This is a genomic window from Ensifer sp. Root278 (assembly GCF_001429285.1).
In the GTDB taxonomy this organism is placed as follows: Bacteria; Pseudomonadota; Alphaproteobacteria; order Rhizobiales; family Rhizobiaceae; genus Ensifer.
The window spans coordinates 337274-360644 of sequence record NZ_LMJJ01000034.1 but is presented as its reverse complement, the minus strand read 5'-3'; the positions used below and the strand labels follow the sequence as shown (position 1 = coordinate 360644).

Annotated in this window: 22 protein-coding genes and 1 pseudogene; 16 read left to right on the top strand and 7 right to left on the bottom strand. The window is 61.5% G+C overall.

Annotated features, from left to right (window positions below; genetic code table 11):
* Positions 1 to 23 precede the first annotated feature (23 nt).
* Positions 24 to 605: an NYN domain-containing protein gene (locus ASE60_RS21605; RefSeq protein WP_057252816.1), complete on the bottom strand. Its 582-nt coding sequence runs from the start codon at positions 603 to 605 to the stop codon at positions 24 to 26.
* 467 nt (positions 606 to 1072) lie between these two features.
* On the opposite strand from ASE60_RS21605, the gene rpoZ reads away from it, so the two are divergent.
* The 8 genes and pseudogenes from rpoZ to era all read left to right on the top strand — a co-directional run bounded on the left by rpoZ (position 1073) and on the right by era (position 7982).
* On the top strand, positions 1073 to 1480 hold the full coding sequence (rpoZ, locus tag ASE60_RS21600; protein WP_057252814.1) for a DNA-directed RNA polymerase subunit omega: 408 nt from the start codon (positions 1073 to 1075) through the stop codon (positions 1478 to 1480).
* Positions 1481 to 1694: 214 nt separating this feature from the next.
* Positions 1695 to 3920 (top strand): bifunctional (p)ppGpp synthetase/guanosine-3',5'-bis(diphosphate) 3'-pyrophosphohydrolase, encoded by a 2226-nt coding sequence (locus ASE60_RS21595; protein WP_057252812.1) that lies wholly within the window; start codon positions 1695 to 1697, stop codon positions 3918 to 3920.
* Between the two features lie 192 nt (positions 3921 to 4112).
* Entirely contained in the window at positions 4113 to 4262 is a 150-nt protein-coding gene (locus ASE60_RS34025) for a DUF3563 family protein (protein WP_065377015.1), read from the top strand.
* 104 nt (positions 4263 to 4366) lie between these two features.
* Positions 4367 to 5007: pseudogene (locus tag ASE60_RS21590) on the top strand (DUF2062 domain-containing protein).
* The gene (gene acpS, locus ASE60_RS21585; protein WP_057252809.1) at positions 5004 to 5423 is read left to right on the top strand and encodes a holo-ACP synthase; all 420 of its coding nucleotides are present in this window, start codon (positions 5004 to 5006) and stop codon (positions 5421 to 5423) included. The pseudogene ASE60_RS21590 and the gene acpS overlap by 4 nt, the downstream one beginning before the upstream one ends.
* A gap of 161 nt (positions 5424 to 5584) precedes the next feature.
* Positions 5585 to 6328, top strand: coding sequence for a signal peptidase I (lepB, locus tag ASE60_RS21580; RefSeq protein ID WP_057252913.1), 744 nt, complete (start codon positions 5585 to 5587; stop codon positions 6326 to 6328).
* Entirely contained in the window at positions 6328 to 7044 is a 717-nt protein-coding gene (gene rnc / locus ASE60_RS21575; RefSeq protein WP_156414699.1) for a ribonuclease III, read from the top strand. Before lepB ends, rnc begins: the two co-directional genes overlap by 1 nt.
* Before the next feature lie 8 nt (positions 7045 to 7052).
* Entirely contained in the window at positions 7053 to 7982 is a 930-nt protein-coding gene (gene era, locus ASE60_RS21570; RefSeq protein ID WP_057252807.1) for a GTPase Era, read from the top strand.
* Between the two features lie 52 nt (positions 7983 to 8034).
* Here the strand turns inward: era and ASE60_RS21565 are convergent, their stop codons facing one another.
* The gene (locus tag ASE60_RS21565) at positions 8035 to 9024 is read right to left on the bottom strand and encodes a glycerophosphodiester phosphodiesterase family protein (RefSeq protein ID WP_057252805.1); all 990 of its coding nucleotides are present in this window, start codon (positions 9022 to 9024) and stop codon (positions 8035 to 8037) included.
* 174 nt (positions 9025 to 9198) lie between these two features.
* On the opposite strand from ASE60_RS21565, the gene ASE60_RS21560 reads away from it, so the two are divergent.
* From ASE60_RS21560 to ASE60_RS21545, 4 genes are all read left to right on the top strand, one after another.
* Positions 9199 to 10197 carry a glutathione S-transferase family protein gene (locus ASE60_RS21560; RefSeq protein ID WP_057252803.1) on the top strand — a complete coding sequence of 333 codons (999 nt, stop codon included), beginning with the start codon at positions 9199 to 9201 and terminating at the stop codon, positions 10195 to 10197.
* Between the two features lie 334 nt (positions 10198 to 10531).
* Positions 10532 to 11839, top strand: a complete 1308-nt coding sequence (locus ASE60_RS21555; RefSeq protein WP_057252801.1) for a cyclopropane-fatty-acyl-phospholipid synthase family protein — start codon at positions 10532 to 10534, stop codon at positions 11837 to 11839.
* 214 nt (positions 11840 to 12053) lie between these two features.
* Positions 12054 to 14360 (top strand): Tex family protein, encoded by a 2307-nt coding sequence (locus ASE60_RS21550; protein ID WP_057252799.1) that lies wholly within the window; start codon positions 12054 to 12056, stop codon positions 14358 to 14360.
* A 231-nt stretch (positions 14361 to 14591) separates the two neighbouring features.
* Entirely contained in the window at positions 14592 to 14909 is a 318-nt protein-coding gene (locus tag ASE60_RS21545; RefSeq protein WP_057252797.1) for a hypothetical protein, read from the top strand.
* Positions 14910 to 14934: 25 nt separating this feature from the next.
* On the opposite strand, the gene rkpK is transcribed toward ASE60_RS21545, so the two are convergent.
* The 3 genes from rkpK to ASE60_RS21530 all read right to left on the bottom strand — a co-directional run bounded on the left by rkpK (position 14935) and on the right by ASE60_RS21530 (position 17764).
* Positions 14935 to 16248: a UDP-glucose 6-dehydrogenase gene (gene rkpK, locus ASE60_RS21540; protein WP_057252796.1), complete on the bottom strand. Its 1314-nt coding sequence runs from the start codon at positions 16246 to 16248 to the stop codon at positions 14935 to 14937.
* 69 nt (positions 16249 to 16317) lie between these two features.
* Positions 16318 to 17361: an NAD-dependent epimerase gene (locus tag ASE60_RS21535; protein ID WP_057252909.1), complete on the bottom strand. Its 1044-nt coding sequence runs from the start codon at positions 17359 to 17361 to the stop codon at positions 16318 to 16320.
* Between the two features lie 70 nt (positions 17362 to 17431).
* Positions 17432 to 17764 (bottom strand): helix-turn-helix transcriptional regulator, encoded by a 333-nt coding sequence (locus tag ASE60_RS21530; protein WP_057252795.1) that lies wholly within the window; start codon positions 17762 to 17764, stop codon positions 17432 to 17434.
* A 50-nt stretch (positions 17765 to 17814) separates the two neighbouring features.
* Here ASE60_RS21530 and ASE60_RS21525 point away from each other — a divergent pair, with 50 nt between their 5' ends.
* Both ASE60_RS21525 and ASE60_RS21520 read left to right on the top strand, forming a co-directional pair.
* Positions 17815 to 18297, top strand: coding sequence for an SRPBCC domain-containing protein (locus ASE60_RS21525; protein WP_057252794.1), 483 nt, complete (start codon positions 17815 to 17817; stop codon positions 18295 to 18297).
* 112 nt (positions 18298 to 18409) lie between these two features.
* Positions 18410 to 18769 carry a hypothetical protein gene (locus ASE60_RS21520; RefSeq protein ID WP_057252792.1) on the top strand — a complete coding sequence of 120 codons (360 nt, stop codon included), beginning with the start codon at positions 18410 to 18412 and terminating at the stop codon, positions 18767 to 18769.
* A 26-nt stretch (positions 18770 to 18795) separates the two neighbouring features.
* Here the strand turns inward: ASE60_RS21520 and ASE60_RS21515 are convergent, their stop codons facing one another.
* Positions 18796 to 19539: a L,D-transpeptidase gene (locus ASE60_RS21515; RefSeq protein ID WP_057252790.1), complete on the bottom strand. Its 744-nt coding sequence runs from the start codon at positions 19537 to 19539 to the stop codon at positions 18796 to 18798.
* 214 nt (positions 19540 to 19753) lie between these two features.
* Here ASE60_RS21515 and recO point away from each other — a divergent pair, with 214 nt between their 5' ends.
* Positions 19754 to 20500 carry a DNA repair protein RecO gene (gene recO / locus ASE60_RS21510; protein WP_057252789.1) on the top strand — a complete coding sequence of 249 codons (747 nt, stop codon included), beginning with the start codon at positions 19754 to 19756 and terminating at the stop codon, positions 20498 to 20500.
* A 16-nt stretch (positions 20501 to 20516) separates the two neighbouring features.
* Entirely contained in the window at positions 20517 to 21026 is a 510-nt protein-coding gene (locus ASE60_RS21505; RefSeq protein ID WP_057252787.1) for a PaaI family thioesterase, read from the top strand.
* A 179-nt stretch (positions 21027 to 21205) separates the two neighbouring features.
* On the opposite strand, the gene ASE60_RS21500 is transcribed toward ASE60_RS21505, so the two are convergent.
* Complete coding sequence (locus tag ASE60_RS21500; protein ID WP_057252785.1) at positions 21206 to 23218, bottom strand: PhoX family phosphatase; 2013 nt, start codon at positions 23216 to 23218, stop codon at positions 21206 to 21208.
* Positions 23219 to 23371 lie beyond the last annotated feature (153 nt).

The following is a 23371-nucleotide window of genomic DNA, read 5'->3' as shown; positions in this document are numbered from 1 at the left end:
CCTTGGTCCGCTAGATCGCCGCTTTAGATTTCGACGGGGTCCGCCACCGGTTCGGCCGTATGCCGCGGCGTGCGTTCGGAAGGCTCGCGGCCGATTTCGGCCCGCAGCGTTGCGAGGTCGATGAAGTGATCGGCCTGGCGACGAAGGTCGTCGGCAATCATCGGTGGCTGGGTGGACATTGTCGACACGACCGAGACCTTGCGGCCCTTGCGCTGCAGCGCTTCGACGAGTGTGGTGAAGTCGCCGTCACCGGAGAAGATGACGAGGTGATCGACGGTCTCGGACTGTTCCATCGCATCGATCGCCAGTTCGATGTCCATGTTGCCCTTGATCTTGCGGCGGCCAAGTGAGTCGGTGAATTCTTTGGCCGGCTTCGTCACGACCTTGTAACCATTGTAGTCTAGCCAGTCGATCAGCGGGCGGATCGAAGAATATTCCTGATCTTCAATGAGGGCGGTGTAGTAGTAGGCGCGCAGCAGGTAACCGCGTTTTTGAAAGGCTTTCAGGAGTTTGCGATAGTCAATGTCAAAGCCGAGGCTCTTCGATGCCGCGTAGAGATTGGCGCCGTCGATAAAAAGTGCGATCTTTTCGCGGGGATCAAACATCGTCTTTCCTTTTCAATGCCGGCGCATCAAATGCCCGCTGCCGGCCGATACGCAAAAATAAGTCGGTTACATTAATAATTGCTGATATTGCAAATAATGTAGGCTAGGCATTGCATTATTCCAGCAGGGCGCTCGCGAATATAGCTAGTTTTAGCAGTTGCTATAGATAGTCCACATCCCTGGAGTGCCTTTTCTACCAGGCGTTTTGGCGTCGAGGCCAATGATGCAACCAGATGTTTGCGGCTAAGGTTTTCCAGCCCATTATGATCGCATTTTATCACGAAGTGTGACGTTACGTGAGCGGCACTTGCAGGAAAAACTTGAACTTGTCTTGTTTTGATTGTATCCGGGCGGCTAATTCCAGAAATCGGAGCCGACGAGGCCGTCGCTAGACGGCCGTTCCGGTTTCGTGTCGTCAATCCGTGCAGCGGCGATGCCGCCGCGCTTCGAGCCCAAAAGGACAGGCAATGGCCCGCGTCACCGTCGAAGATTGCATCGACAAGGTCGATAACCGTTTCGAACTCGTTCTGCTTGCCAGCCACCGCGCGCGCCTGATTTCCCAGGGTGCCGCCATCACCATCGACCGCGACAACGACAAGAACCCGGTCGTTGCGCTGCGCGAGATCGCCGATGAGACGCTTTCTCCCGGCGACCTCAAGGAAGATCTGATCCATTCGCTGCAGAAGCATGTTGAAGTGGACGAGCCCGAGCCCGATCCGGCTTCGCTGCTTCAATCGGAAGCGGAAACCACGTTCACCGAAGTTGCCGAAGACGAAGATCAGCCGGAAGCGATCACGTTCGACCGCATGTCGGAAGAAGAACTGCTGGCCGGCATCGAAGGTCTTGTGCCGCCGGAAAAGAGCGACGACTACTGAGATCCTTCGCGGAACGACCGTTCCTGCGTGTTTTCAAAGCAGTGCGCCACTCGTATGATTGGCGCACTTTTTTATTGATTTCTTCTGGAGCGGGATGAGGAAAAGTGGATGCGGTTGTCCGCCGGCATCCCGCTCTACCTTATGAGAAACGATTACGTTTATGATTTAGGTCGTTTCGACCTAAAATCACCCTGATCCAGAGGACCGCTAGCGAATGATGCGCCAATACGAGCTCGTTGAGCGCGTGCAAAAATACAAGCCCGACGTCAATGAAGCCTTGCTGAACAAGGCCTACGTCTATGCGATGCAGAAGCATGGCCAGCAGAAGCGGGCAAGCGGCGATCCCTATATCTCTCATCCCCTGGAAGTGGCTGCGATCCTGACGGAAATGCGGCTCGACGAGTCGACCATTGCGGTCGCGCTGCTGCACGACACGATCGAAGACACGACCGCGACCCGCCAGGAGATTGATGATCTCTTCGGCGAAGACATCGGTGCGCTCGTCGAGGGGCTAACGAAGATCAAGAAGCTCGATCTCGTCACCAAGAAGGCCAAGCAGGCTGAGAACCTGCGCAAACTGCTGCTGGCGATCTCGGACGACGTGCGTGTGCTTTTGGTCAAGCTTGCCGACCGGCTGCACAACATGCGCACGCTCGACCACATGTCGGCGGAGAAGCGGGCCCGCATCTCCGAAGAAACGATGGATATCTATGCGCCGCTCGCCGGCCGCATGGGTATGCAGGATATGCGCGAAGAGCTCGAAAATCTCTCGTTCCGCCACATCAACCCGGAAGCTTTCGAGACGGTCACTAGGCGACTGGAAGAGCTTTCCCAGCGCAACGAAGGTCTGATCAAGAAGATCGAGGACGAGTTGCGCGAACTGCTTCAGGCCGAAGGCCTGAAGGCTGCGCAGGTCAAGGGCCGCCAGAAGAAGCCCTATTCGGTCTTCCGCAAGATGCAGTCGAAGTCGCTGTCCTTCGAACAGCTTTCCGACGTCTGGGGTTTCCGCATCATCGTCGATGACATCCCGTCCTGCTACCGGGCGCTCGGCATCGTGCACACCCGCTGGCGCGTTGTTCCAGGTCGCTTCAAGGACTACATCTCGACGCCGAAGCAGAACGACTATCAGTCGATCCACACCACGATCGTCGGCCCTTCGCGCCAGCGCATCGAGCTGCAGATCCGCACGCGGCGCATGAACGATATCGCCGAATACGGTATCGCGGCCCACTCGCTCTACAAGGACGGGGAGGGGAACTCGGCGGATCAGGCCCTGTCGCCGACGTCGAACGCCTATTCCTGGCTCAGGCGCACGATCGAATCCCTCGCCGAGGGCGACAACCCCGAAGAATTCCTCGAGCACACCAAGCTCGAGCTGTTCCAGGATCAGGTGTTCTGCTTCACGCCCAAGGGGCAGCTCATCGCGCTGCCGCGTGGCGCGACGCCGATCGACTTCGCCTACGCCGTACACACCAACATCGGCGACACCTGCGTCGGCGCCAAGATCAACGGCCGCATCATGCCGCTGGTCACACGCCTCAACAATGGTGACGAGGTGGAGATCATTCGCTCGGGCATTCAGGTGCCGCCGCCGGCCTGGGAAGAGATCGTCGTTACCGGCAAGGCGCGCTCGGCGATCCGCCGCGCGACGCGCGCCGCGGTTCGCAAGCAATATGCCGGCCTCGGCTATCGCATTCTGGAGCGCACCTTCGAGCGCGCCAGCAAGACGTTTTCGCGCGAAGCGCTAAAGCCGGCGCTGCATCGTCTCGGTCAGAAGGAAGTCGAAGACGCGATCGCTGCGGTCGGTCGCGGCGAGCTCTCTTCGCTCGATGTCCTGCGCGCGGTCTTCCCGGATCACCAGGATGAGCGCGTGACGGTGAAGCCGAGCGCCGACGATGGCTGGTTCAACATGCGCAGCGCCGCCGGCATGGTGTTCAAACTGCCGGGGCTTGGTAAGGATGCGAACGGCGCAGTACAGGTCGAAGGGCCGGAAGCGCTTCCAATCCGCGGTCTCTCCGGCAATGCCGAGGTGCATTTCAGCCCCGCCGGTGCCATTCCCGGCGATCGTATCGTCGGCATCATGGAAAAGGACAAGGGCATCACCATCTATCCGATCCAGTCGCCCATCCTGCAGAAATTCGACGACGAACCGGAGCGCTGGATCGATGTGCGCTGGGATCTGGACGAAGCCAACAGCAGCCGCTTCATGGCTCGGATTGCAATCAGCGCCCTGAATGAGCCGGGAACGCTGGCCGAAGTGGCTCAGGCGATCGCGACCAGCGACGTCAATATCCGCTCACTGTCGATGGGCCGCGTGGCGGCGGACTTCAGCGAGTTGCAGTTCGATCTCGAAGTCTGGGATCTGCGCCAGCTCAACCATCTGATCACGCAGCTCAAGGAGCTTCCGAGCGTGTCCACGGTGAAGCGCCTCTTCGAATGAGCCAACCGGCGCGGCGCCTGCAGGGCCGCCGTGCCGTTGCTCTACATGTCGCTGCCTCAAAAACAGGCACGAGGTGCATGGCAAAGCGGCAAGGCATGCTGTGACTGCATGGCTGCCGCCTTTTCCTGGAACTGGTGGAAAAGGGACTTCTAAACTATCTTCTGTATCGGGAGGTAAACAAAGAGGTTTGCCATGTTCAATCAGTTGAAGAAGATCACCCGCGCACTGCGCGTCCCCACTCAGGAAGAGCGCGAGCTCGCCTATCTCAATAGCTCGGTCGATCGCATCGATCTCGAGTACCGTCAGCGCCAGATCGATCGCGGCCTGTTCCGCAACTACTAAGTCGATCGCGTCCCGTCTGATGGCGGGATGCTGAAGCCATGCGTTCCGTGAATGGCTCGCCTGCGACACGTGCGCGGCGCGCCAGCGGGTTGCAAGCCGCAGGCATGACGCCTATCTTGCGGCCAGCAAACAGGCGGACGCGCCGTCTTGTGCCGGTCGCACGGCTCCAAGATGCGGTCATGACGGCAGAATGTTATTTAGACGCAGAAAACCGGTCACGATTTCCGAAAGGCTCCGCGCACTCCTGTGGCCGCGCAAGGGCTTTCGGCGTGGCCCGCGCTACATTGCCTTGCGGATCCTGCGCCTCTCCTCGACACCGCACTCGATTGCTATCGGGGTGGCTGCGGGCGCGGCGTCGTCGTTTACGCCGTTCTTCGGTCTGCACATCGTCATAGCCGTCGCCCTGGCCTTCGTGTTCTCCGGCAATCTGGTTGCCGCCGCGATCACCACCGCGCTTGCCAATCCGGTGACGATCCCGATGATCCTGACCGCGTCCTACGAGCTCGGCATCGCCATCTTGGGTGTGGAAAGCGCGCACGCCGCCAGCAGCGCCGATGTGATGCGCATGGTCGAGCACTTCGACCTTTCTGCTCTTTGGGGACCGGTCTTCAAGCCGATGCTCATCGGCTCCCTGCCGCTGGCCGCCGCCGGCGCGCTGATTTCCTATCTTGCGGCTTACCACGCTGCTCGCATCTTTCAAAAGCGACGCCGCGCGCGCACCAAGGACTTCGGATCTTCCTCATGATCATAGGCATAGGCAGCGACCTGATCGATATCAGGCGGATCGAAAACTCGCTTTCTCGCTTCGGCGAGCGCTTCGTGCAGCGCTGTTTCACGGAAATCGAGATCGCCAAGTCCGAAGGCCGGAAGAATAGGGCTGCCTCCTACGCCAAGCGCTTCGCCGCCAAGGAAGCCTGTTCGAAGGCGCTGGGCACCGGTCTCGCGCACGGCGTCTTCTGGAAGGACATGGGCGTCATCAATTTGCCCGGCGGCAAACCGACAATGAACCTCACCGGCGGTGCGGCGGAGCGTCTGGCGCAGATGCTGCCGCCCCATCACCGGGCGGCCATTCACCTAACGATCACCGACGATTTTCCTCTGGCGCAGGCCTTCGTGATTATCGAAGCGCTGCCCGTTGCCCCGGTTGAGGGAACGGTTTAGAGCATTCCGCTGGAAAACCCGGTCCGAGGCGATTGAAGGGCAGGCAGCCTGCAGCATATGGGACCGGATTGTACGCAGTTTGAAGGTGGGATCAGAGCTGCGGAAGAAAGTTAAGAGCAAGCCCCGGTGAGGGCGTTGCCATGATAAAGGAAGACACGAGCGTGGCAGAAAAGACAGAAGCGAAGCAGAGCGGTCTCTGGGAAAACGTGAAGGTCGTTATCCAGGCGCTGCTCCTGGCCGTGGTCATCCGTACCGTTCTCTTTCAGCCCTTCACCATTCCCTCGGGCTCGATGATGCCGACGCTGCTCGTCGGTGACTACATCTTCGTCAACAAGTTCGCCTACGGTTTCTCCAAGTATTCACTGCCGCTTTCTCCCGATCTGTTCTCCGGCCGCATTCTCGCCAGCGAGCCGAAGCGTGGCGATATCGTCGTCTTCCGCTTCCCGCCGAACCCCGACATCGACTATATCAAGCGCCTCGTCGGCCTGCCGGGGGATCGCGTCCAGGTGCGCAACAGCATCCTTTACATCAACGACAAGCCGGTCGACCGCGTGCCGGACGGTGCGTTCCGCGCCGACGATCAGTACGACACCGGCGGAGACGTCCCGGTCTATCGTGAGACGATGGACAACGGCGTGTCCTACGACACGCTCGACCAGTTCCCGGATTCGCGCGGCGACAACACCCGCGAATTCATCGTGCCCGAAGGCCACTATTTCATGATGGGCGACAACCGCGACAACTCGGCCGACAGCCGCTTCGACGTCGGCTTCGTCCCGGCCGAGAACCTGGTTGGCCGCGCCAGCATGATCTTCTTCTCGCTCGGCAACGACACCTCGTTCCGCGAAGTCTGGAAGTGGCCGGCGAACCTGCGTTACGATCGTCTGTTCAAGGCGGTCGAATAATGAAGTCGCGGTCGCTGAGCGCGGAGGATCGGGCAAAACTCGAGACCGTGATTGGCTATCAGTTTGCTGAGAAGGAGCGCCTGGATCGGGCGCTCACCCATTCCAGCGCCCGTAGCGCCAAAGGCTCCAATTATCAGCGCCTGGAGTTCCTGGGCGACCGGGTGCTGGGGCTCTGCGTTGCCGAACTTCTGTTCCAGACGTTTCGCGATGCAAATGAAGGCGAGCTGTCGGTGCGGCTGAACCAGCTCGTCAGGGCCGAAAGCTGCGCCATGGTCGCCGACGATCTGGAACTGCACCAGTTCATCCGCACCGGTTCCGACGTCAAGAAGATTACCGGCAAGGCGATGATGAATGTGCGCGCCGATGTGGTAGAGTCGCTCATCGCCGCCATCTATCTCGATGGGGGCCTTGAGGCCGCCCGCGGCTTCGTGCTGCGCCATTGGAAGGATCGGGCGGTCCGCGCCGACGGTGCCCGCCGCGATGCGAAGACCGAATTGCAGGAATGGGCGCATGCCAAGTTTGGCATCGCGCCGACTTACAGAACGGACGATCGTTCCGGCCCGGATCATGATCCCCGCTTCACGGTAACCGTGGAGATCGCGGGGGTCGCGCCGGAGACCGGGATCGACAGGTCCAAGCGTGGCGCCGAGCAGGTCGCCGCGATGAAATTGCTGGAACGCGAAGGCGTGTGGCGGAAAAACTCCGCCGGAAATTGACGGAAAAAATGACGGACATGGAAAAAGATACGGCCGCTGAAGGCGCGCCGACCCACTCGGGTTTCGTGGCGCTGATCGGCGCGACAAACGCAGGCAAGTCGACTTTGGTCAACCGCCTCGTCGGCGCCAAGGTTTCGATCGTCAGCCACAAGGTGCAGACGACGCGCGCGATCGTGCGTGGCATCGCCATCCACGACAACGCGCAGATCGTCTTCATGGATACGCCCGGCATCTTCAAGCCGCGGCGGCGGCTCGACCGTGCCATGGTCACGACCGCCTGGGGCGGCGCTAAGGATGCGGACGTGATCATGCTCCTGATCGATAGCGAGCGTGGCCTGAAGGGCGATGCGGAAGCGATCCTCGAGGGGCTGAAGGAAGTGCACCAGCCGAAGATCCTCGTGTTGAACAAGATCGACCAGGTGCGTCCGGAGGATCTTTTGAAGCTCGCGGCCGCGGCCAACGAGACGATCAAATTCGAACGCACCTTCATGATCTCGGCGCTGAACGGTTCGGGCTGCAAGGACCTCATGGACTATCTTGCCGAGACGTTGCCGGAAGGTCCCTGGTACTATCCGGAGGATCAGATTTCCGATTTGCCGATGCGCCAGCTCGCGGCCGAAATCACCCGCGAGAAGTTGTTTCTGCGCCTGCATCAAGAGCTTCCCTATGCCTCGCATGTCGAAACCGAGAAGTGGGAAGAGCGCAAGGACGGATCGGTCCGCATCGAACAGGTGATCTACGTCGAGCGCGAAAGCCAGAAGAAGATCGCGCTCGGCAAGAACGGCGACGCGATCAAGGCGATTTCGACGGCGTCGCGCAAGGAGATCTCCGAGATCCTCGAGCAGCCGGTGCATCTCTTCCTGTTCGTCAAGGTGCGCGAAAATTGGGGCGACGACCCCGAGCGCTTCCGCGAAATGGGCCTCGAATTCCCGCGATAGGCTTGGGCACATAGGATGCCGGCAAGGGGCAAGCCGTGCGGTGGATGCCGCCTCAGTTTGCCCTGGCCTCAGCGATCTGCCGCTTTCCCAGGGCCGGGCCGATCATCTCGATGCGGTTGGTCCAGATGTAGCCGGAAAACCGCGGCGGGACCAATTCCAGATCCTGCGTCGTATCGATCCCGGTGGTGAAGTCGCCGCCGTGATAGGGGCCGAGCAGGATGATCTCGCTTCCGGCCGCTTTCATGCGCGCGGAGAACCGATCGGGCCAACCCCAGAGAAAATGCGCGTAATTGCCGGGCACGATGACGAGCGTGTTCCTGCAGGCCTCCGGCATCAGACCGGTCCAGCCATAGCCGAGATAGCGCGTTAGGCACGCCATCGTCGACGTCCGGTCATAGCCGCGCATCCCTTCCAGGCGCTTCAGAGTCTCGCGAGTCGGTTCCTCTCCGCCATAGACTCCGAACATAGCCTGCCGCCATTGTGGCTGCGCTTCGATCAGCGTTGCGAGTGCCGCGCCCTCCTCGGTGCGCCGGCTCTTGAAGTTGACGAGAAACCTGCGGTCGGGCAGGGCAGCCAGCACCTCATCCAGCGTCGGCATCTGGCCGACGCCCTTTCCGCGGAAGGGGAAGGTCTTGCCGCCATCGGCCGTATAGCCGTAGCCGATATCGAGGCTCTTCAGCGTCGCCATCGGCGTTTCCTCGGTGACGCCCTTGGCTTCGGTCCGGCAATCCAGCGTCCAGTCATGGAAGACCGCGAATTTCTTGTCCGGGGTAAGATGCACGTCGAGTTCGACGACGTCGGCCCCGGCGTCGAAGGCAGCCTGCATGGAGGCAATCGTGTTCTCCAGATAGGAATGCTGCGGCGTGTCGATGATCGTTGCCGTACAGGTGTCGTTGCCGACATTCGTCTTCGGATAGGTCTGGTGGACGCCTCGGTGCGACAGCAGTTTCGCCGAGCCTGCCGGTGGCGTGACGAACAGCGACGTGTTCATCAGCCAGACGACGGCGGCAAACAGAACAATGGCAGCAACGAACTTCTTCATCCTGATTCTCCTCTTCGAATCCGGATTGCTCGACATTGTGGCGTCAGGATGTTGATACACGCCTCACGTGCGTGTCGCGGATTGCGAACGATGTGTCACCCGCGCGCGCGGTTGACCCTCAGCCGCGCCCTGTGAGACGTAGCTATCGCTGATTTTGCGATCCGGAGAAAAGAGATGCCGCAGCTTGTCGAAGGAAAATGGGTCAAGGGCGACGTTGCGGCCAGCGAGATGAAAGGCGGTGCATTCTACCGGGAGCCGACGCGCTTTCATCGCTGGATCACGCCGGACGGGAGCCCAGGGCCGGATGGCCAGCCGGCTCTGCCGGCCGAGGCGGGGCGCTACCGCCTGTTCGTTTCCTATCTCTGCCCCTGGGCCTCGCGCACGATTGCCTTCCGCAACCTCAAGGGATTGCAGGAGATCATCGGACTTACGGTGGCCAACCCGGTGCTCGGTGAGGATGGCTGGACCTATGACGAGCCGGTCGATGCCGGCGAGCGCGTCGGCAAGATCCGTTTTCATCATGAACTCTATGTGGCGAGCGACCCGACCTATACCGGCAAGGTCTCGGTACCGGTTCTCTGGGACATGCGCGAAGGGCGGATCGTCAACAACGAGTCCGCCGACATCATCCGCATCCTGAACTCAGGCTTTGATCATCTGACCGGCAACCGGCTCGATTTCTATCCGGAGGCGTTGCGTGGCGAAATCGATCGCTGGAATGGCCCGATCTACGAGCGGGTCAACAACGGCGTCTACCGATCCGGCTTTGCAAAGACGCAGGAAGCCTATGATGAGGCGGTGTCGAGCCTGTTCGGCATGCTCGACGAGCTCGAGGCGCATCTTACGGTCAATCGCTATCTCGCAGGCGAGTACCTGACCGAGGCAGACATCCGCTTGTTCGTCACCCTGGTTCGCTTAGATGCGGCCTATCACGGCGCCTTCAAATGCAACATCCGCCGGATCGAGGACTACCCGGCGTTGTCGAACTATCTGCGCGAAATCTATCAATGGCCGGGTATCCGCGAGAGCGTGCGCATCGATCAAATCAAACGCGGCTACTACGGCATTGCCCATATCAATCCGACCCGCATCGTTCCCGCCGGCCCGATGCTGGATTTCGATCGCCCGCATGATCGTGCTCGCTTGCGAGGGCGCGGAGTCGTTGGCGCATAGCCGCGTTTCCTCATTTGCTAAGGAAACAAATCTATGAGGGGCCATAGAGAACCCATTGCCAATCGATGGAAGCTTCCTAAATTAAATGGAAGTTCTGATGGATAGGAGCCCGATGGCGGCTGGCCTGACGAATTTCCGGCGGGGCAAGCACAAGGATCCTGACGCGCCCGCTGGATACCCGTGACGCCACGCCCGAGCCGGTTCTCGCCGCTTCCGGACGTGCTCGCGTCTGTTCGCCATGCGCGCTCACGCAACCCCCGGAAGCCCCGAAAGAGCCGGCCCTTCGCATCTCTCGTGCGCCAGGACACGTATGTAGGTCTGGTAGGGGTGAGATATGAATGCAGCATTGTTGACTTTGCTTCGCCGTCTGGTGCGCAACGGCAATCTGACGGTGACTTTTTCTTCCGGCGAACAGGTCATTTTGGGTGACGGCACCGGAAAACCGGCATCAATCCGCATCGTCGACGCGGAGGCGGAGAATGCGATCGTCCGGGACCCGGGCCTTCGCTTTGGTGAAATGTACATGGATGGGCGCGTCGTCATCGAAAGAGGTGACATTTTCGACGTGCTTTCGATCGTGAAGGCGAACGGCATCGAGAATGCGGCAAATGCCACCAACACGATCACAGGCCTGTGGCATGTGCTGCGCCAGCAGTTGGTGAGCCGCATGCCGGTCAATCGCAACCGGAACAACGTCGCCCATCACTACGATCTCGATCGCAATCTCTTCAACCTGTTCCTCGACGAGGACTGGCAATACTCCTGCGCCTATTTCCAGCCGCGGGGAATATCGCTCGACGCAGCACAGCTCGCCAAGAAGCGGCACATCGCCGCGAAGCTTCTGCTGGAGCCGGGGCAGAAGGTGCTGGAGGTCGGCTCGGGCTGGGGCGGGATGGCCATGTATCTGGCCGAATCTTCCGGAGTCGAAGTCACGGGCATCACGCTCAGCGAGGAGCAACTGAAGGTTTCCCGTGATCGTGCCGCCAGGCGCGGGCTTTCCGATCGCGTCCGCTTCGAACTGCAGGACTACCGAACCCTTGAGGGCCGGCAGTTCGATCGCATCGTTTCCGTCGGCATGTTCGAGCATGTCGGCATCGGCAACTACGGAAATTTCTTCAGCAAGATAAAGGAGCTGCTGACGCCGGAAGGCGTCATGCTGCTGCATTCGATCGGCCAGGTCTACAAGCCCTGGGCGACCAACCCGTGGATCGAAAAGTACATCTTCCCCGGCGGTTATATTCCCGCTCTCTCCGAGGTTCTGCCGTCGGTCGAGCGTATGCGGCTGCTGGTGAAGGATGTCGAGATCCTGCCGATGCACTATGCCTGGACCTTGCGGGCCTGGCGTGAGCGTTTCGTCGCGCGCCGCGAAGAGGCGGTAAGGCTCTACGACGAACGCTTCTTCCGCATGTGGGAGTTCTATCTGGCGGCTTCCGAAACGGCCTTCCTCTACGACAAACACTTCATCTTCCAGCTTCAGCTCTCGCCTTCTCTCGATGCCGTGCCGGTCACGCGCGGCTACATCGAGGAGCGGGAGCGGCAATTGATCGAGTTCGAGAAGCGTCGGCCGCCGCTCGAACCGGTCAACAATTGGGACGAGGCGCCGGCGGAAGAACACATCGAACCGGCTGCGATCGCGGTCTGATGCAAGGGCCATCCCTGTCGCTATAGGTCGACACGGGATGGCCATCTCCCATCTTCTGTGGAGTTCGGAATTTCCTCCGAAGGCCTTCACTTGGCCTCGAAGCCCTGCGCCTTTATGGTCGCCGACCAAACGACTGCCTGTTTCCGCGGATCATCTCCGATCCAAGGACAAAACGTGCAGTGCTTCCAAGCGCTGCAGGAAAGACGGAATTCCCATGGCCAACCCCGCTAAATCCATCGCCGCCATTATTGCCAGCGAAATCAAGGCAGCACCTTCGCAGGTTAAAGCCGCTGTCGAGCTGTTGGACGAGGGGGCAACGGTGCCGTTCATCGCGCGCTACCGCAAGGAAGTGACCGGCGGCCTAGACGATACGCAATTGCGTATGCTGTCGGAGCGGCTGACTTACTTGCGCGAACTCGAGGCGCGTCGGGCATCGATCCTCGAGTCGATCCGCGGGCAGGACAAGCTGACGGACGAACTGGAAGCCAAGATCGCTGCCGTCGAAACCAAGGCGGAACTTGAAGACATCTATCTGCCCTACAAGCCGAAGCGCCGCACCAAGGCTGAGATCGCCCGCGAGCGTGGCCTCGCGCCGCTGGCGGAAGCGATTCTGGCCGATCGCTCCGTCGCGCCGGCCGATCGCGCAACGGCCTTCCTGACCGCCGAGGTGGTTGATGTGAAGGCGGCGCTTGATGGCGCGCGCGACATCATCGCCGAAGGCATGACCGAAAACGCCGATCTGCTTGGCCGCCTTCGCAATCATATGAAGGGCGCCGCCTTCCTGCGCGCCAAGGTCGTCGACGGCAAGCAGGAGGCCGGCGCCAAGTTCTCCGACTATTTCGACCATTCCGAGCGCTGGGCGACGACGCCCGGTCACCGGGCGCTGGCGATGCTGCGTGGTTGGAACGAAGAGGTTCTGTCCGTTGATATCGTCGTCGATCAGGACGACACGTCGCCGGTAAAGCCGGTCGAGCGCATGATTGCCGCCGCCTACAATGTCGGCGCCCATCTGCCGGGTGACAAATGGCTGGCCGAGATGATCGGCTGGACCTGGCGCGTGAAGCTCTCCATGTCGCTGTCGCTCGACCTGATGCGTGAACTGCGCGAGCGTGCCGAAGAGGAGGCGATCCACGTCTTCGCCCGCAACCTCAAGGACCTGCTGCTTGCCGCGCCTGCGGGATCGCGGGCCACGATGGGCCTCGATCCGGGCATCCGCACCGGCGTCAAGGTCGCGGTGGTCGACGGCACCGGCAAGCTGCTCGAAACGACGACCGTCTACCCGTTCCCACCGAAGAACGACGTTCGTGGCACGCAGGCCGAGCTCGCCTCGCTGATCCGCAAGCACAAGGTGGAGCTGATCGCGATCGGCAACGGAACCGGCAGCCGTGAGACCGAAAAGCTCGTTGCCGACATGCTCCTGCAACTGCCGGCGCCGAAGCCGACCAAGGTCATCGTTTCCGAAGCCGGCGCCTCGGTTTACTCGGCATCTGAAACGGCCGCCTTGGAATTCCCCGGCCTCGACGTTTCGCTGCGTGGTGCAGTCTCGATCGCCCGCCGCTTGCAGGATCCGCTGGCCGAGCTTGTGAAGATCGAGCCGAAGTCGATCGGCGTTGGCCAGTACCAGCACGACGTCGACCAGTCGAAGCTCAGCCGCTCGCTCGATGCGGTGGTGGAAGACGCGGTGAACGCCGTCGGCGTCGACGTCAACACGGCGTCGGCACCGCTGCTTGCCCGGGTGTCCGGCCTCGGCAAATCCTCGGCCGAGGCGATCGTCGCGCATCGTGACGCGACCGGGCCGTTTGGAAGCCGCAAGGAACTGTTGAAAGTGCCGCGGCTCGGCGCGCGCACCTTCGAACAGTGCGCAGGCTTCCTGCGCATCCCGAACGGCAAGGAGCCGCTCGATGCCTCCTCCGTCCATCCGGAAGCCTATGGCGTCGCCAAGAAGATCGTGGCCGCCTGCGGGCGCGACGTGCGCGCTCTGATGGGCGACAGTGTCGCCCTGAAGCAACTCGACCCACGGACCTTCGTGGACGAGCGCTTCGGCTTGCCGACCGTCAAGGACATTCTCGCCGAACTCGAAAAGCCGGGCCGTGACCCGCGCCCGAGCTTCAAGACCGCGACCTTTGCCGAGGGCATCGACGACATCAAGGACCTGAAGGTCGGCATGCAGCTCGAGGGCACCGTCACCAACGTCGCGGCTTTCGGTGCCTTCGTCGACATCGGCGTCCACCAGGATGGCCTCGTCCACGTGTCTCAACTCGCGGACCGTTTCATCAAGGACCCCCATGAAGTGGTGAAGGCCGGGGATGTCGTGACTGTCCGCGTCACTGAGGTGGATGTCGCCCGCAAGCGCATCGGCCTGACGATGCGGAAGGATGGTGGCGCTGAGTCAGGCCGCGAGGCCCGTGGCAGCGCACCGAATGGCGGCAACCGTGGCGCGCCCACGCGCCCGCAGAAGCCGCAAGCGCCGTCGCAGGGCGCCTTTGGTGCGGCCCTGATGGAGGCGATGAAGCGCAAATAGCAGCTTCGGCATCGGTTCTGCAGCGCCGCGCGTCATTACGACGCGCGGCGTCTCCGATGGATGGTCTATAATTTAGATAATTGTAATAATCGCGGCTTTCCGCCATACTCTCTCCATCGTGGCAACTGCGCTGTTTTGTGAGCAGTGCGCCGATGGAGCAGCCGGATTTACGGCGGAAAAGGTTAGCGGAAACTCCTCCTCCGCCGGGCATCCGGTGAAAGGAGTTGCGTGATGGTACGCAAGGTGATCCGCGGCTTCGCGCTGGCCGCCCTTCTGGCAGCCGGGGTGACGGCGCGCCCGGTCCCCGCAGTTTCGCAGGCCCCGATAAATTGCGCGAACCGATCCGAGGTGATCGAGTTTCTGGCGCGGCAGTATCGGGAAAAGCCAGCCGCGACGGCGCTCATCAATCCTCAGGCGATCCTGGAAGTCTATGCGGCCGACAACGGCAGCTGGACATTGATCGTCACGGACGTCAACGGCCGTAGCTGCGTCATCCTTGCCGGCAAGAGTTGGGAAGCTCTGCCGCCGCTGCCAGTTCCAAAAGCATAGTCGGCCCTCCCGCCAGCCGAAGCCCTCAGAGGGGCCGGCCGATGCTGGAATAGGCAAAGCCGTGCTTGGCAACCTCGTCCTGGCGGTAGATGTTCCTGAGGTCGACGAGAATAGGCGTCTTCATCGCGGATTTCAGGCGGCGGAAGTCAAGCGCGCGGAACTCGTTCCATTCCGTTACGATCACTAGCGCATCCGCTTCGTTGGCCGCCTCATAGGGATCGCTGGCATAGTCGATGCCGTCGATGATCTTCTTGGCGTTCTCCATGCCTTCCGGGTCGTAGCCGATAATGTGGGCGCCGGCATCCCGCAGCGTCTGCACGATGGCGATCGCCGGACTGTCGCGCATGTCGTCGGTGTTCGGCTTGAAGGTGAGGCCGAGGATCGCGATCGTGTGCCCGCGCACGTCGCCGCCGGCAGCCGCAATCACCTTGCGGCCCATTGCCCGCTTGCGGTTGTCGTTGATCGCAACCGTGGTCTCGACGAGCCGGACGGGCGCGTCATGGTCCTGCGCGGTCTTGACCAGGGCCAGCGTGTCCTTCGGGAAGCACGAGCCGCCATAGCCGGGGCCCGCATGCAGGAACTTCGAGCCGATGCGGCCATCGAGGCCGATGCCGCGGGCGACGTCCTGGACATTGGCGCCGACCTTTTCGCAGAGGTCGGCCATCTCGTTGATGAAGGTGATCTTCATCGCCAGGAAGGCATTGCCGGCATACTTGATCAGTTCGGAGGTGCGGCGTGACGTGAACACGAGCGGCGACTGGTTGAGATAGAGCGGCCGGTAAACCTCGGTCATGACGTCACGCGCCCGCGCATCATCGTCGACAACACCGATGACGATCCGGTCCGGCCGCTTGAAGTCCTCGATCGCCGCACCCTCGCGCAGGAATTCCGGATTGGAGACGACGGCGAAATCGGCGTCAGGATTGGTTTCGCGAATGATGCGCTCGACCTCATCGCCCGTGCCGACCGGAACGGTGGATTTGGTAACGATGACGGTGAACCCCCTGAGGTTCTCGGCGATCTCGCGGGCCGCTGCATACACGTAGGAGAGGTCGGCATGACCATCGCCGCGGCGGGAAGGGGTGCCGACCGCGATGAAGATCACATCGCTGTCGGCGACGGCGGACACGAGATCGGTCGTGAACGACAGTCGACCCGAGGCGACGTTGCTGGCCACCAGATGGTCGAGGCCGGGTTCGAAGATCGGAATACGCCCCTGCATCAGCGCGTCGATCTTGCTCTCATCCTTGTCGAGACAGACGACGTCGTGACCGAAATCCGCAAAACACACACCCGAAACGAGGCCTACATAACCGGCGCCGATCATTGTGATTTTCATAGGCTCTTTCCTTTGTTGTCTGGCGAGCTCTTGTCCGCGAACGCGGAAACCATGCTGGTTTGCACGTATCTATGCCTGCGAGGCCGAGGATCCGGCTTTCCCGCCAGCATTGTAGTATTCCTCATACCAGGCGGCAAAGCGCGCCACGCCTTCTTCCACCGGGATTGAGGGTCTGAAATCTGTCAATGCCTCCAGAAGATCAGGGGAGGCATAGGTGCGCGGCACGTCGCCCTGCTGCATCGGCAGCATGTTGCGCAGTGCCGGTTTGCCGACGGCCTTCTCGACCGTTTCGACGAACGTCATCAGTTCGACCGGCTGGCCGCCGCCGACGTTGACGACACGGAACGGTCCTTGGCGCGACAGCGTGTCCTCGGCCTTCTCGGATGGCACGCGGTTTTCTTCCGCCGGTGCCACGTGCGAGAGCCTGAGGATGCCTTCGACGAGGTCGTCGATATAGGTGAAGTCGCGGCTCATACGGCCTTCGCCATAAATGTCGATCGGCTGCCCCTTGTGGATGGCGTCGACGAACTTGAACAGCGCCATATCAGGCCGGCCCCAGGGACCATAGACCGTGAAGAAGCGGAAGGCGGTGGTTGGAACCTTGTAGAGATGGGCATAGCTATGCGCCATCAGTTCCATCGATTTCTTGGTGGCGGCATAGAGCGTCATCGGCTCGTCGGCGCGATCGGTCTCCGCAAACGGGATCTTCTCGTTGGCGCCGTAGATCGAGGACGTCGAAGCGAGCATCAGGTGCTTCGGGCCGAGTTCCCGCGCCAGTTCCAGGATGTTCCACGAGCCGATGAGGTTGGAATCGACATAGGCCTTGGGATTTTCAAGGCTGTAGCGGACGCCGGCCTGGGCCGCGAGGTGGATGATGACCTCGGGCTCGGCAATCTCCGCCGCATGGTTGAGCGCCGCCCGATCCTCAAGCATGCCGACGACAGCCTTGAAGCCGTTCGAACGCGCCAGGATCTCATGCCGGCGCTGCTTCAGCGTCACGTCGTAATAGGGCGTCATGCCGTCGAAGCCGACCACGAAATGTCCTTCGTCGATCAATCGCTTGGCGAGATGAAAGCCGATGAAGCCCGCGGTGCCGGTGATGAGGTAGCGCACGACCATGTCCCCAGATTGTGTTGTCAGGGCGTTCTTACGAAGAAAGCCGGGCAATGGAAAGTCGAAACCATCACTCCGACGGTTGGTCCAGCCCCTGTTGCAGGGCGGAGAGGACCGACATCGCGTGCCCCGCATATTGGCTGATCCAGCGGTCGTGAATGGCTTGGATCGGCAAAGCGTTCAGGTGGTTCCAGCGCTCGCGGCCCTCGCGGCGAACGAGCACGAGTTCTGCCTCTTCCAGCACCTTCAGATGCTGCATGACGGTGCAGCGATCGAGATTGCCGAATTGTTCGCAGAGCATGCCCGTCGTCTGCGGCGCGTGCTTCATGGCGTCGAGCATCTGGCGGCGCAATCCATTGGCCAAAGCTTTGAAAACGAGATCGTCTTTCGATTCGGTTGACATGTTATGTTTTTATAACATATTCTGTTCGGGCTCAATAGGAGGAACATCAGATGCCCTTCGAATTCCGTGTGAATGGACGGATCGATCGCCCGGTCGCCCAGGTATTCGATGCCGTCGTCAATCCGGATCAGCTCAGTCGCTATTTCGTCACCCTTGGCGGCATCAGCGGGCCGCTGGTCGCCGGGGCTACGGTCAAATGGTGGGGGCAGGTGCCGGTCCAGGTCGAGGCGGTCGAGCAGAACGAGCGGATCGTCTTTCGCTGGGACGCCATGGTCGCCAAGGGCGAGGAGCCCTACCAGACCCGTGTGGAGATGCGTTTCCAGTCGCTGGATGACGGCGCCACTATGGTGACGATCGCCGAAAAGGGATGGCGTGAGAACGGGCAGGGGCAGAAGGGGTCTTATGTCAACTGCGAAGGCTGGTCGCAGATGCTTGCCTGCATGAAGGCCTGGCTCGAATACGGCATCAACCTGCGCCAGGGCTATTACCTCAGCGAACTCTCAGGCAAGCCGGCACTCGAGCCGCAAGCCTGAGCCAGCCGGCGCCCGGCATCCCGCTCCGAATGCGGGCGCGAAATTATCGGCAATCGAAACACAAACAATGAGCCGCGTCGGCAGGCGCCGGGCGGCAATAGGAGATTGCGTCATGACGAAAATTACAGGCGGCATCAATATCGCGGTGAAGGTTCCCTCGCATCAATACGAGGCAGTCGTCGCCTTCTATCGCGACACGGTCGGCCTCGAACCCATCGAAGAAAAGCTGCCGGCCATCGGGTTCAAGCTTGGGCCCAACCAACTCTGGATCGACGAGGCGCCGAACTACAGCCAGGCCGAGGTCTGGCTCGAACTCTTTACCGATGACCATGTGGGCGCGCTTGATCACCTCGCCGCCAGGGGCGTTGTGCGCTGTGATGCCGTGGAAGATCTCGGCGAAGGTTTTCGCGGCGGCTGGATCATGAACCCGGCCAATATCGTGCACATGGTGCGGACGCCGGACGCCTGGTAGGCGCCCGGCATTCCGTCAAGCAGGTATCAGTAGGCCGGCGGCAGGCCGCCGTTCGAAACGCTCGCCATCGGCACGCCGCCGGCCGGTTCGGTCATCGGCGGTTCCGCCTGCAGGACGACGACGCGCGAATCGAGCGGGACGCGGCTGTAGAGATCGATGATATCGGGGTTGAAGAGACGGATGCAGCCGCTCGAGACGGCTTTGCCGACCGACCAGGCCTCGGTCGTGCCGTGGATGCGGAACAGCGTGTCGCGGCTGCCCTGGAAGAGATAGAGCGCGCGCGGCCCGAGCGGGTTGCGCACGCCCGGCTCCATGCCGCCGGCAAGCGGGCCGTAGCGCTCCGGCTCGCGTGCCACCATGTCCTGTGTCGGCGTCCAGCGCGGCCATTCCGCCTTGCGCGCAATGCGCGCCTCGCCCTCGAACTCGAGGCCCGCCTTGCCGACGCCGATTCCGTAGCGCATCGCCATGCCGCCATCCTGGACCAGGTAGAGGAAGCGGTTCTGGGTATCGATCACGATCGTGCCCGGCGGCTCGTGCGTCTGGTAGGCGACCTGCTGGCGCAGATAGCGCTTGTCGACCTTGCTGATGTCGATCGCATCCAGCGGGAACTTTTCGTTGGGTAGCGGCCCGTACATCGCCACATAGTATGGATCCGGTCCCTTCGGCTTGGCTGGCCCCGACGTGGTGACGCAACTGGCGAGCGTCGAGGTGGCGAGAAGAAGGGCGAAGAGCTGCGCCAGGCGGCCGGCGCTGTTCCGGGACACACACATACTGAAATTTTGATCCTGCTGATTGTCATTTTGGGCGGGAGGCACGGCTTTTGCCGCTCTTCCGTTCTAATGTCAAAGACGGCGTCGGGGCGGCGACAGCATGTCGCAAATGAGGCAACCAGTGAGTGTGGCCGAAAGGCGACAATCGGCCGGGTCACGCTGGCTATCGCAACATCGCTTGATCCGCTTTCGACCGCGGGTGTATGCCATATCCATGCAATGGAGCGATCAGGCTATTATTCTCGGCATACGACGGCACGGCGAAAGCTCTGCCATCGTGGAGGTCATGAGCGCCGCCCACGGCCGGCATCTCGGCATGGTGCGCTCGGGCCGCTCGCGCATCATGCAGCCGGTGTTGCAGCCGGGAAATTCGGTGGAAGTCACCTGGCGCGCGCGGCTTGACGAGCATATGGGCGAATTCCGCATCGAGCCGGTGGAACTGCGCGCTGCTCGTTTGATGGAAACGGCAACCTCGGTCTATGGCATCCAGGCGCTCGGAGCACTCCTGCGGCTGCTGCCTGAGCGTGACCCGCATCCGCATCTCTACGAGGCGCTGACTGTCATCGTCGATCATCTCGCCGATCCGGCCGATGCCGGAGAATTGTTCGTGCGCTTCGAGCTCGCGGTTCTCAACGATCTCGGCTTCGGGCTCGATCTGACGGAATGTGTGGCAACCGGCGCCCGCACCGAGCTTGTCTATGTGTCGCCGAAATCGGGCAGGGCGGTTTGCCGCTCGGCCGGGGAGCGTTATGCCGACCGTATGCTGGCGCTGCCGGAATTCCTTTCCGCCGAAGCACGCCGGGCTGCCGATCACGACAGCCTTGCCGCCGCCTTCCGCCTGACCGCCTTCTTCCTCCACCGCCATGTCTATGAGCCGCGCGGCCTCGACGTTTCTTCCGCGCGCGACGGCTTCGTCCATGCGGCACTCAAAGCGCTGAAAGCGCAATCCTCAGCCGCCTGATCCCCAGGAGTTATCAATGTATCAAGAACTTTATCCCGGCATGTCCGTATCCGGCATCGGCGTGCTGTCGCTCGACCGCGTCGCCCGCGACGGCGGCCTCAAAGCGATGCAGGACCTGCTGAGCGGCGAGCTGCCGGCGCCGCCGATGTCGAAGACGCTGAAGTTCGGACTGAGCGAAGTCGAAGAGGGCCGGGTGGTCTTCAAGGGATTTCCGACCGAAGAACATCTCAATCCGCTCGGCACGGTGCATGGCGGATGGACGGCGACGATCATGGACTCGGCGCTCGGCTGCGCGGTTTTCACCACGGTGAAACCCGGCGAGGCCTATACGACGGTCGAATTCAAGGTCAACCTCGTCCGGCCGCTACTGCCGGGCATGGGCGAGGTCTTCTGCGAGGGGCGCATCGTGCATCGCGGCCGAACGATCGCGACTTCGGAAGCCTGGCTTCGCGATGGAAACGGCAAGCTGCTGGCCCACGGCACCGAAACCTGCGCGATCTTCCCGATCGACAATCTGCGGCGTTAAGAAGCAATTTCCAGGAAAAGTGCGAAGCGGTTTTCCGTCCGGAATTGCGTCGCTTCAAATACATTTCCAGGAAAAGTGCGAAGCGGTTTTCCGTCCGGAATTGCGGCGTCAAATAAAACTCCAGAAACAAGAAACGCCGCGCAGTAGCGCGGCGTTCTTCTTTGCGATCGCAGCTTTTGTCAGCCGATACGGCCGCCGCCCTGCTTGGTCACCGCGACGACGGCCGGGCGCACCGGCATGTCATCCCTAAAATCAGGCCAGCGGGTTGCTGGCGTCTCGAAAGTGGCAAGACCGGCGTCGCCCGGGTGCTGGACGGCCAGGAAGAAGGTGTCCGACGTCGGGTTGAAGCAGGGACCGCACATTTCAGCGCCAACCGGCACGCGGAAGAAGAGCTTCGACGTGCCGCGGGCATTGCCGTCCGTGTCGATCGCCCAGATGCCGTCGGTGCGGCCAGTTTCCTTCTGGTTGTTGCCGTCGGTCGAAACCCAGAGGCGGCCGTCGGTGTCGATGGCGCAGTTGTCGGGCATGCCAAACCAGCCGTTCTTGGTGGTCGCCGTCGAGAACGAGGCGCCAACCTCGGCAACGGCGGGATCGCCGCACTTCAGCAGCACGTCCCAGCGGCTCTTGAGCGACGCGAAGTCGCCGTCGGTCTCGGTGATCTCGACGATGTGGCCAAAAGCGTTCTTGGCGCGCGGATTGGCGGCGTCGACTTCTTCTGCCTTGCGCTTGGTGTTGTTGGTCAGCATCACGTAGACCTTGCCCGTCTTCGGGTTCGGCTGAACGTCCTCCGGGCGATCCATCTTGGTGGCACCGAGCGCGTCGGCGGCGAAGCGGGTGTTGATCAGCACGTCCGCCTGCGAGGCGAAGCCGTTGGCTTCGGTCAGCGGGCCTTCGCCGTGGGTAAGCGGCATCCAGGTGACGGTGCCGTCCTCGTCGAACTTGGCGACATAGAGCGTGCCTTCGTCGAAGAGGTCCATGTTGGCGGCGCGATCATCAGGGTTGAAGGCGCCCTTGGTCACGAACTTGTAGACATAGTCGTAACGCTCGTCGTCGCCGGAATAGAGCACGACGCGCCCATCCTTGTTGACGATCGATTCACAGCCTTCGTGCTTGTAGCGGCCGAGTGCGGTGCGCTTCTTCGGTACCGAGGTCGGATCCAGCGCGTCGACCTCGACGATCCAGCCGAAGCGATTGGCTTCGTTCGGTTCCTTGGAGACGTCGAAACGGTCGTAGAAGGAGGCCCATTCGTACTGGCCGCCCGGTGCGCCCAGGCGCTTGAGCTGCTTGTACTCCGGGTGGTCTTCGGCGAGCTCGCCGCCGAAATAGCCGTTGAAGTTTTCTTCGGCCATCATGTAGGTGCCCCAGGCGGTGACCCCGCCGGCGCAATTGTTGATCGTGCCGAACACCTTCTTTCCCGTCGGGTCGGACGGCGTCTTCAGGCGGTCATGACCGGCGGCCGGCCCGGTGATCTGCATCTCGGTGTTGACCGTGATGCGGCGATTGTTCTTGCCGTCGAGAACCGGCTGCCACTTGCCGTCGACCTTGCGGATCTCGATGATCGTGCCGCCATGGGCGGCCATTTCGATGTCGACCAGTTTCTTGGTGTACTCACCGAGAACGACCTTCTCTTCCTCGACTTCCTTGCCGTCCTTCGTCACCTTTTCCTTCACGACGCTGGCGAAGGCCGGGAACATCAGCTCGGCATTGGTATATTCGTGGTTGACGACCAGGAGGCCATGGTCGGCGCTGCCGTCGAGCGGAATGAAGCCGACATAGTCGTTGTTATAGCCGAACAGCTTTTCCTGGGCAGCGGCCGTCTGGTTCTTCGGGTCGAACTCCGGGCTATCCGCGAAGATCTTGTCGCCCCAGCGCAGCAGGATGTCGGCATCGTAACCCTCGGCGACGTGGTGCTTCTCGTCGACGCCGGCTTCGATCTCGGTGAAGTCGAAGCGCGAACCTTCCTCGGCGCGTGCTTCTTGTGCGGTCAGGAGAGCCAGCGGGCTGACCGTCGTCGAAATCGCGGCAACGGCGAGCGAGCCGCCGATGAAGGAGCGGCGCGAGAAACGGCGATGGATGATGTCGCCCATCGTCGGGTTGGTGGAACAGTTGTGGCCAATGTCTTCCAGCTCTTCCCTGCGTTCCGTCAGCGTCTTGAATTCGGTCTCTTCCGTCTGGCCGAGATGCTTGTCCATGATCGGGTCTCCTGGTTGAACGATGGAAACCACCGCGCTGAGACAGCGGTGTTCATCCGCCTGTACCAGTTGCCCGGTGACAGTTCTGCGACATTTCCGTGAAGAGATTACAGCGCTCGGCCGTCTATTGTATGTTTCCTGAAATCCCATTCG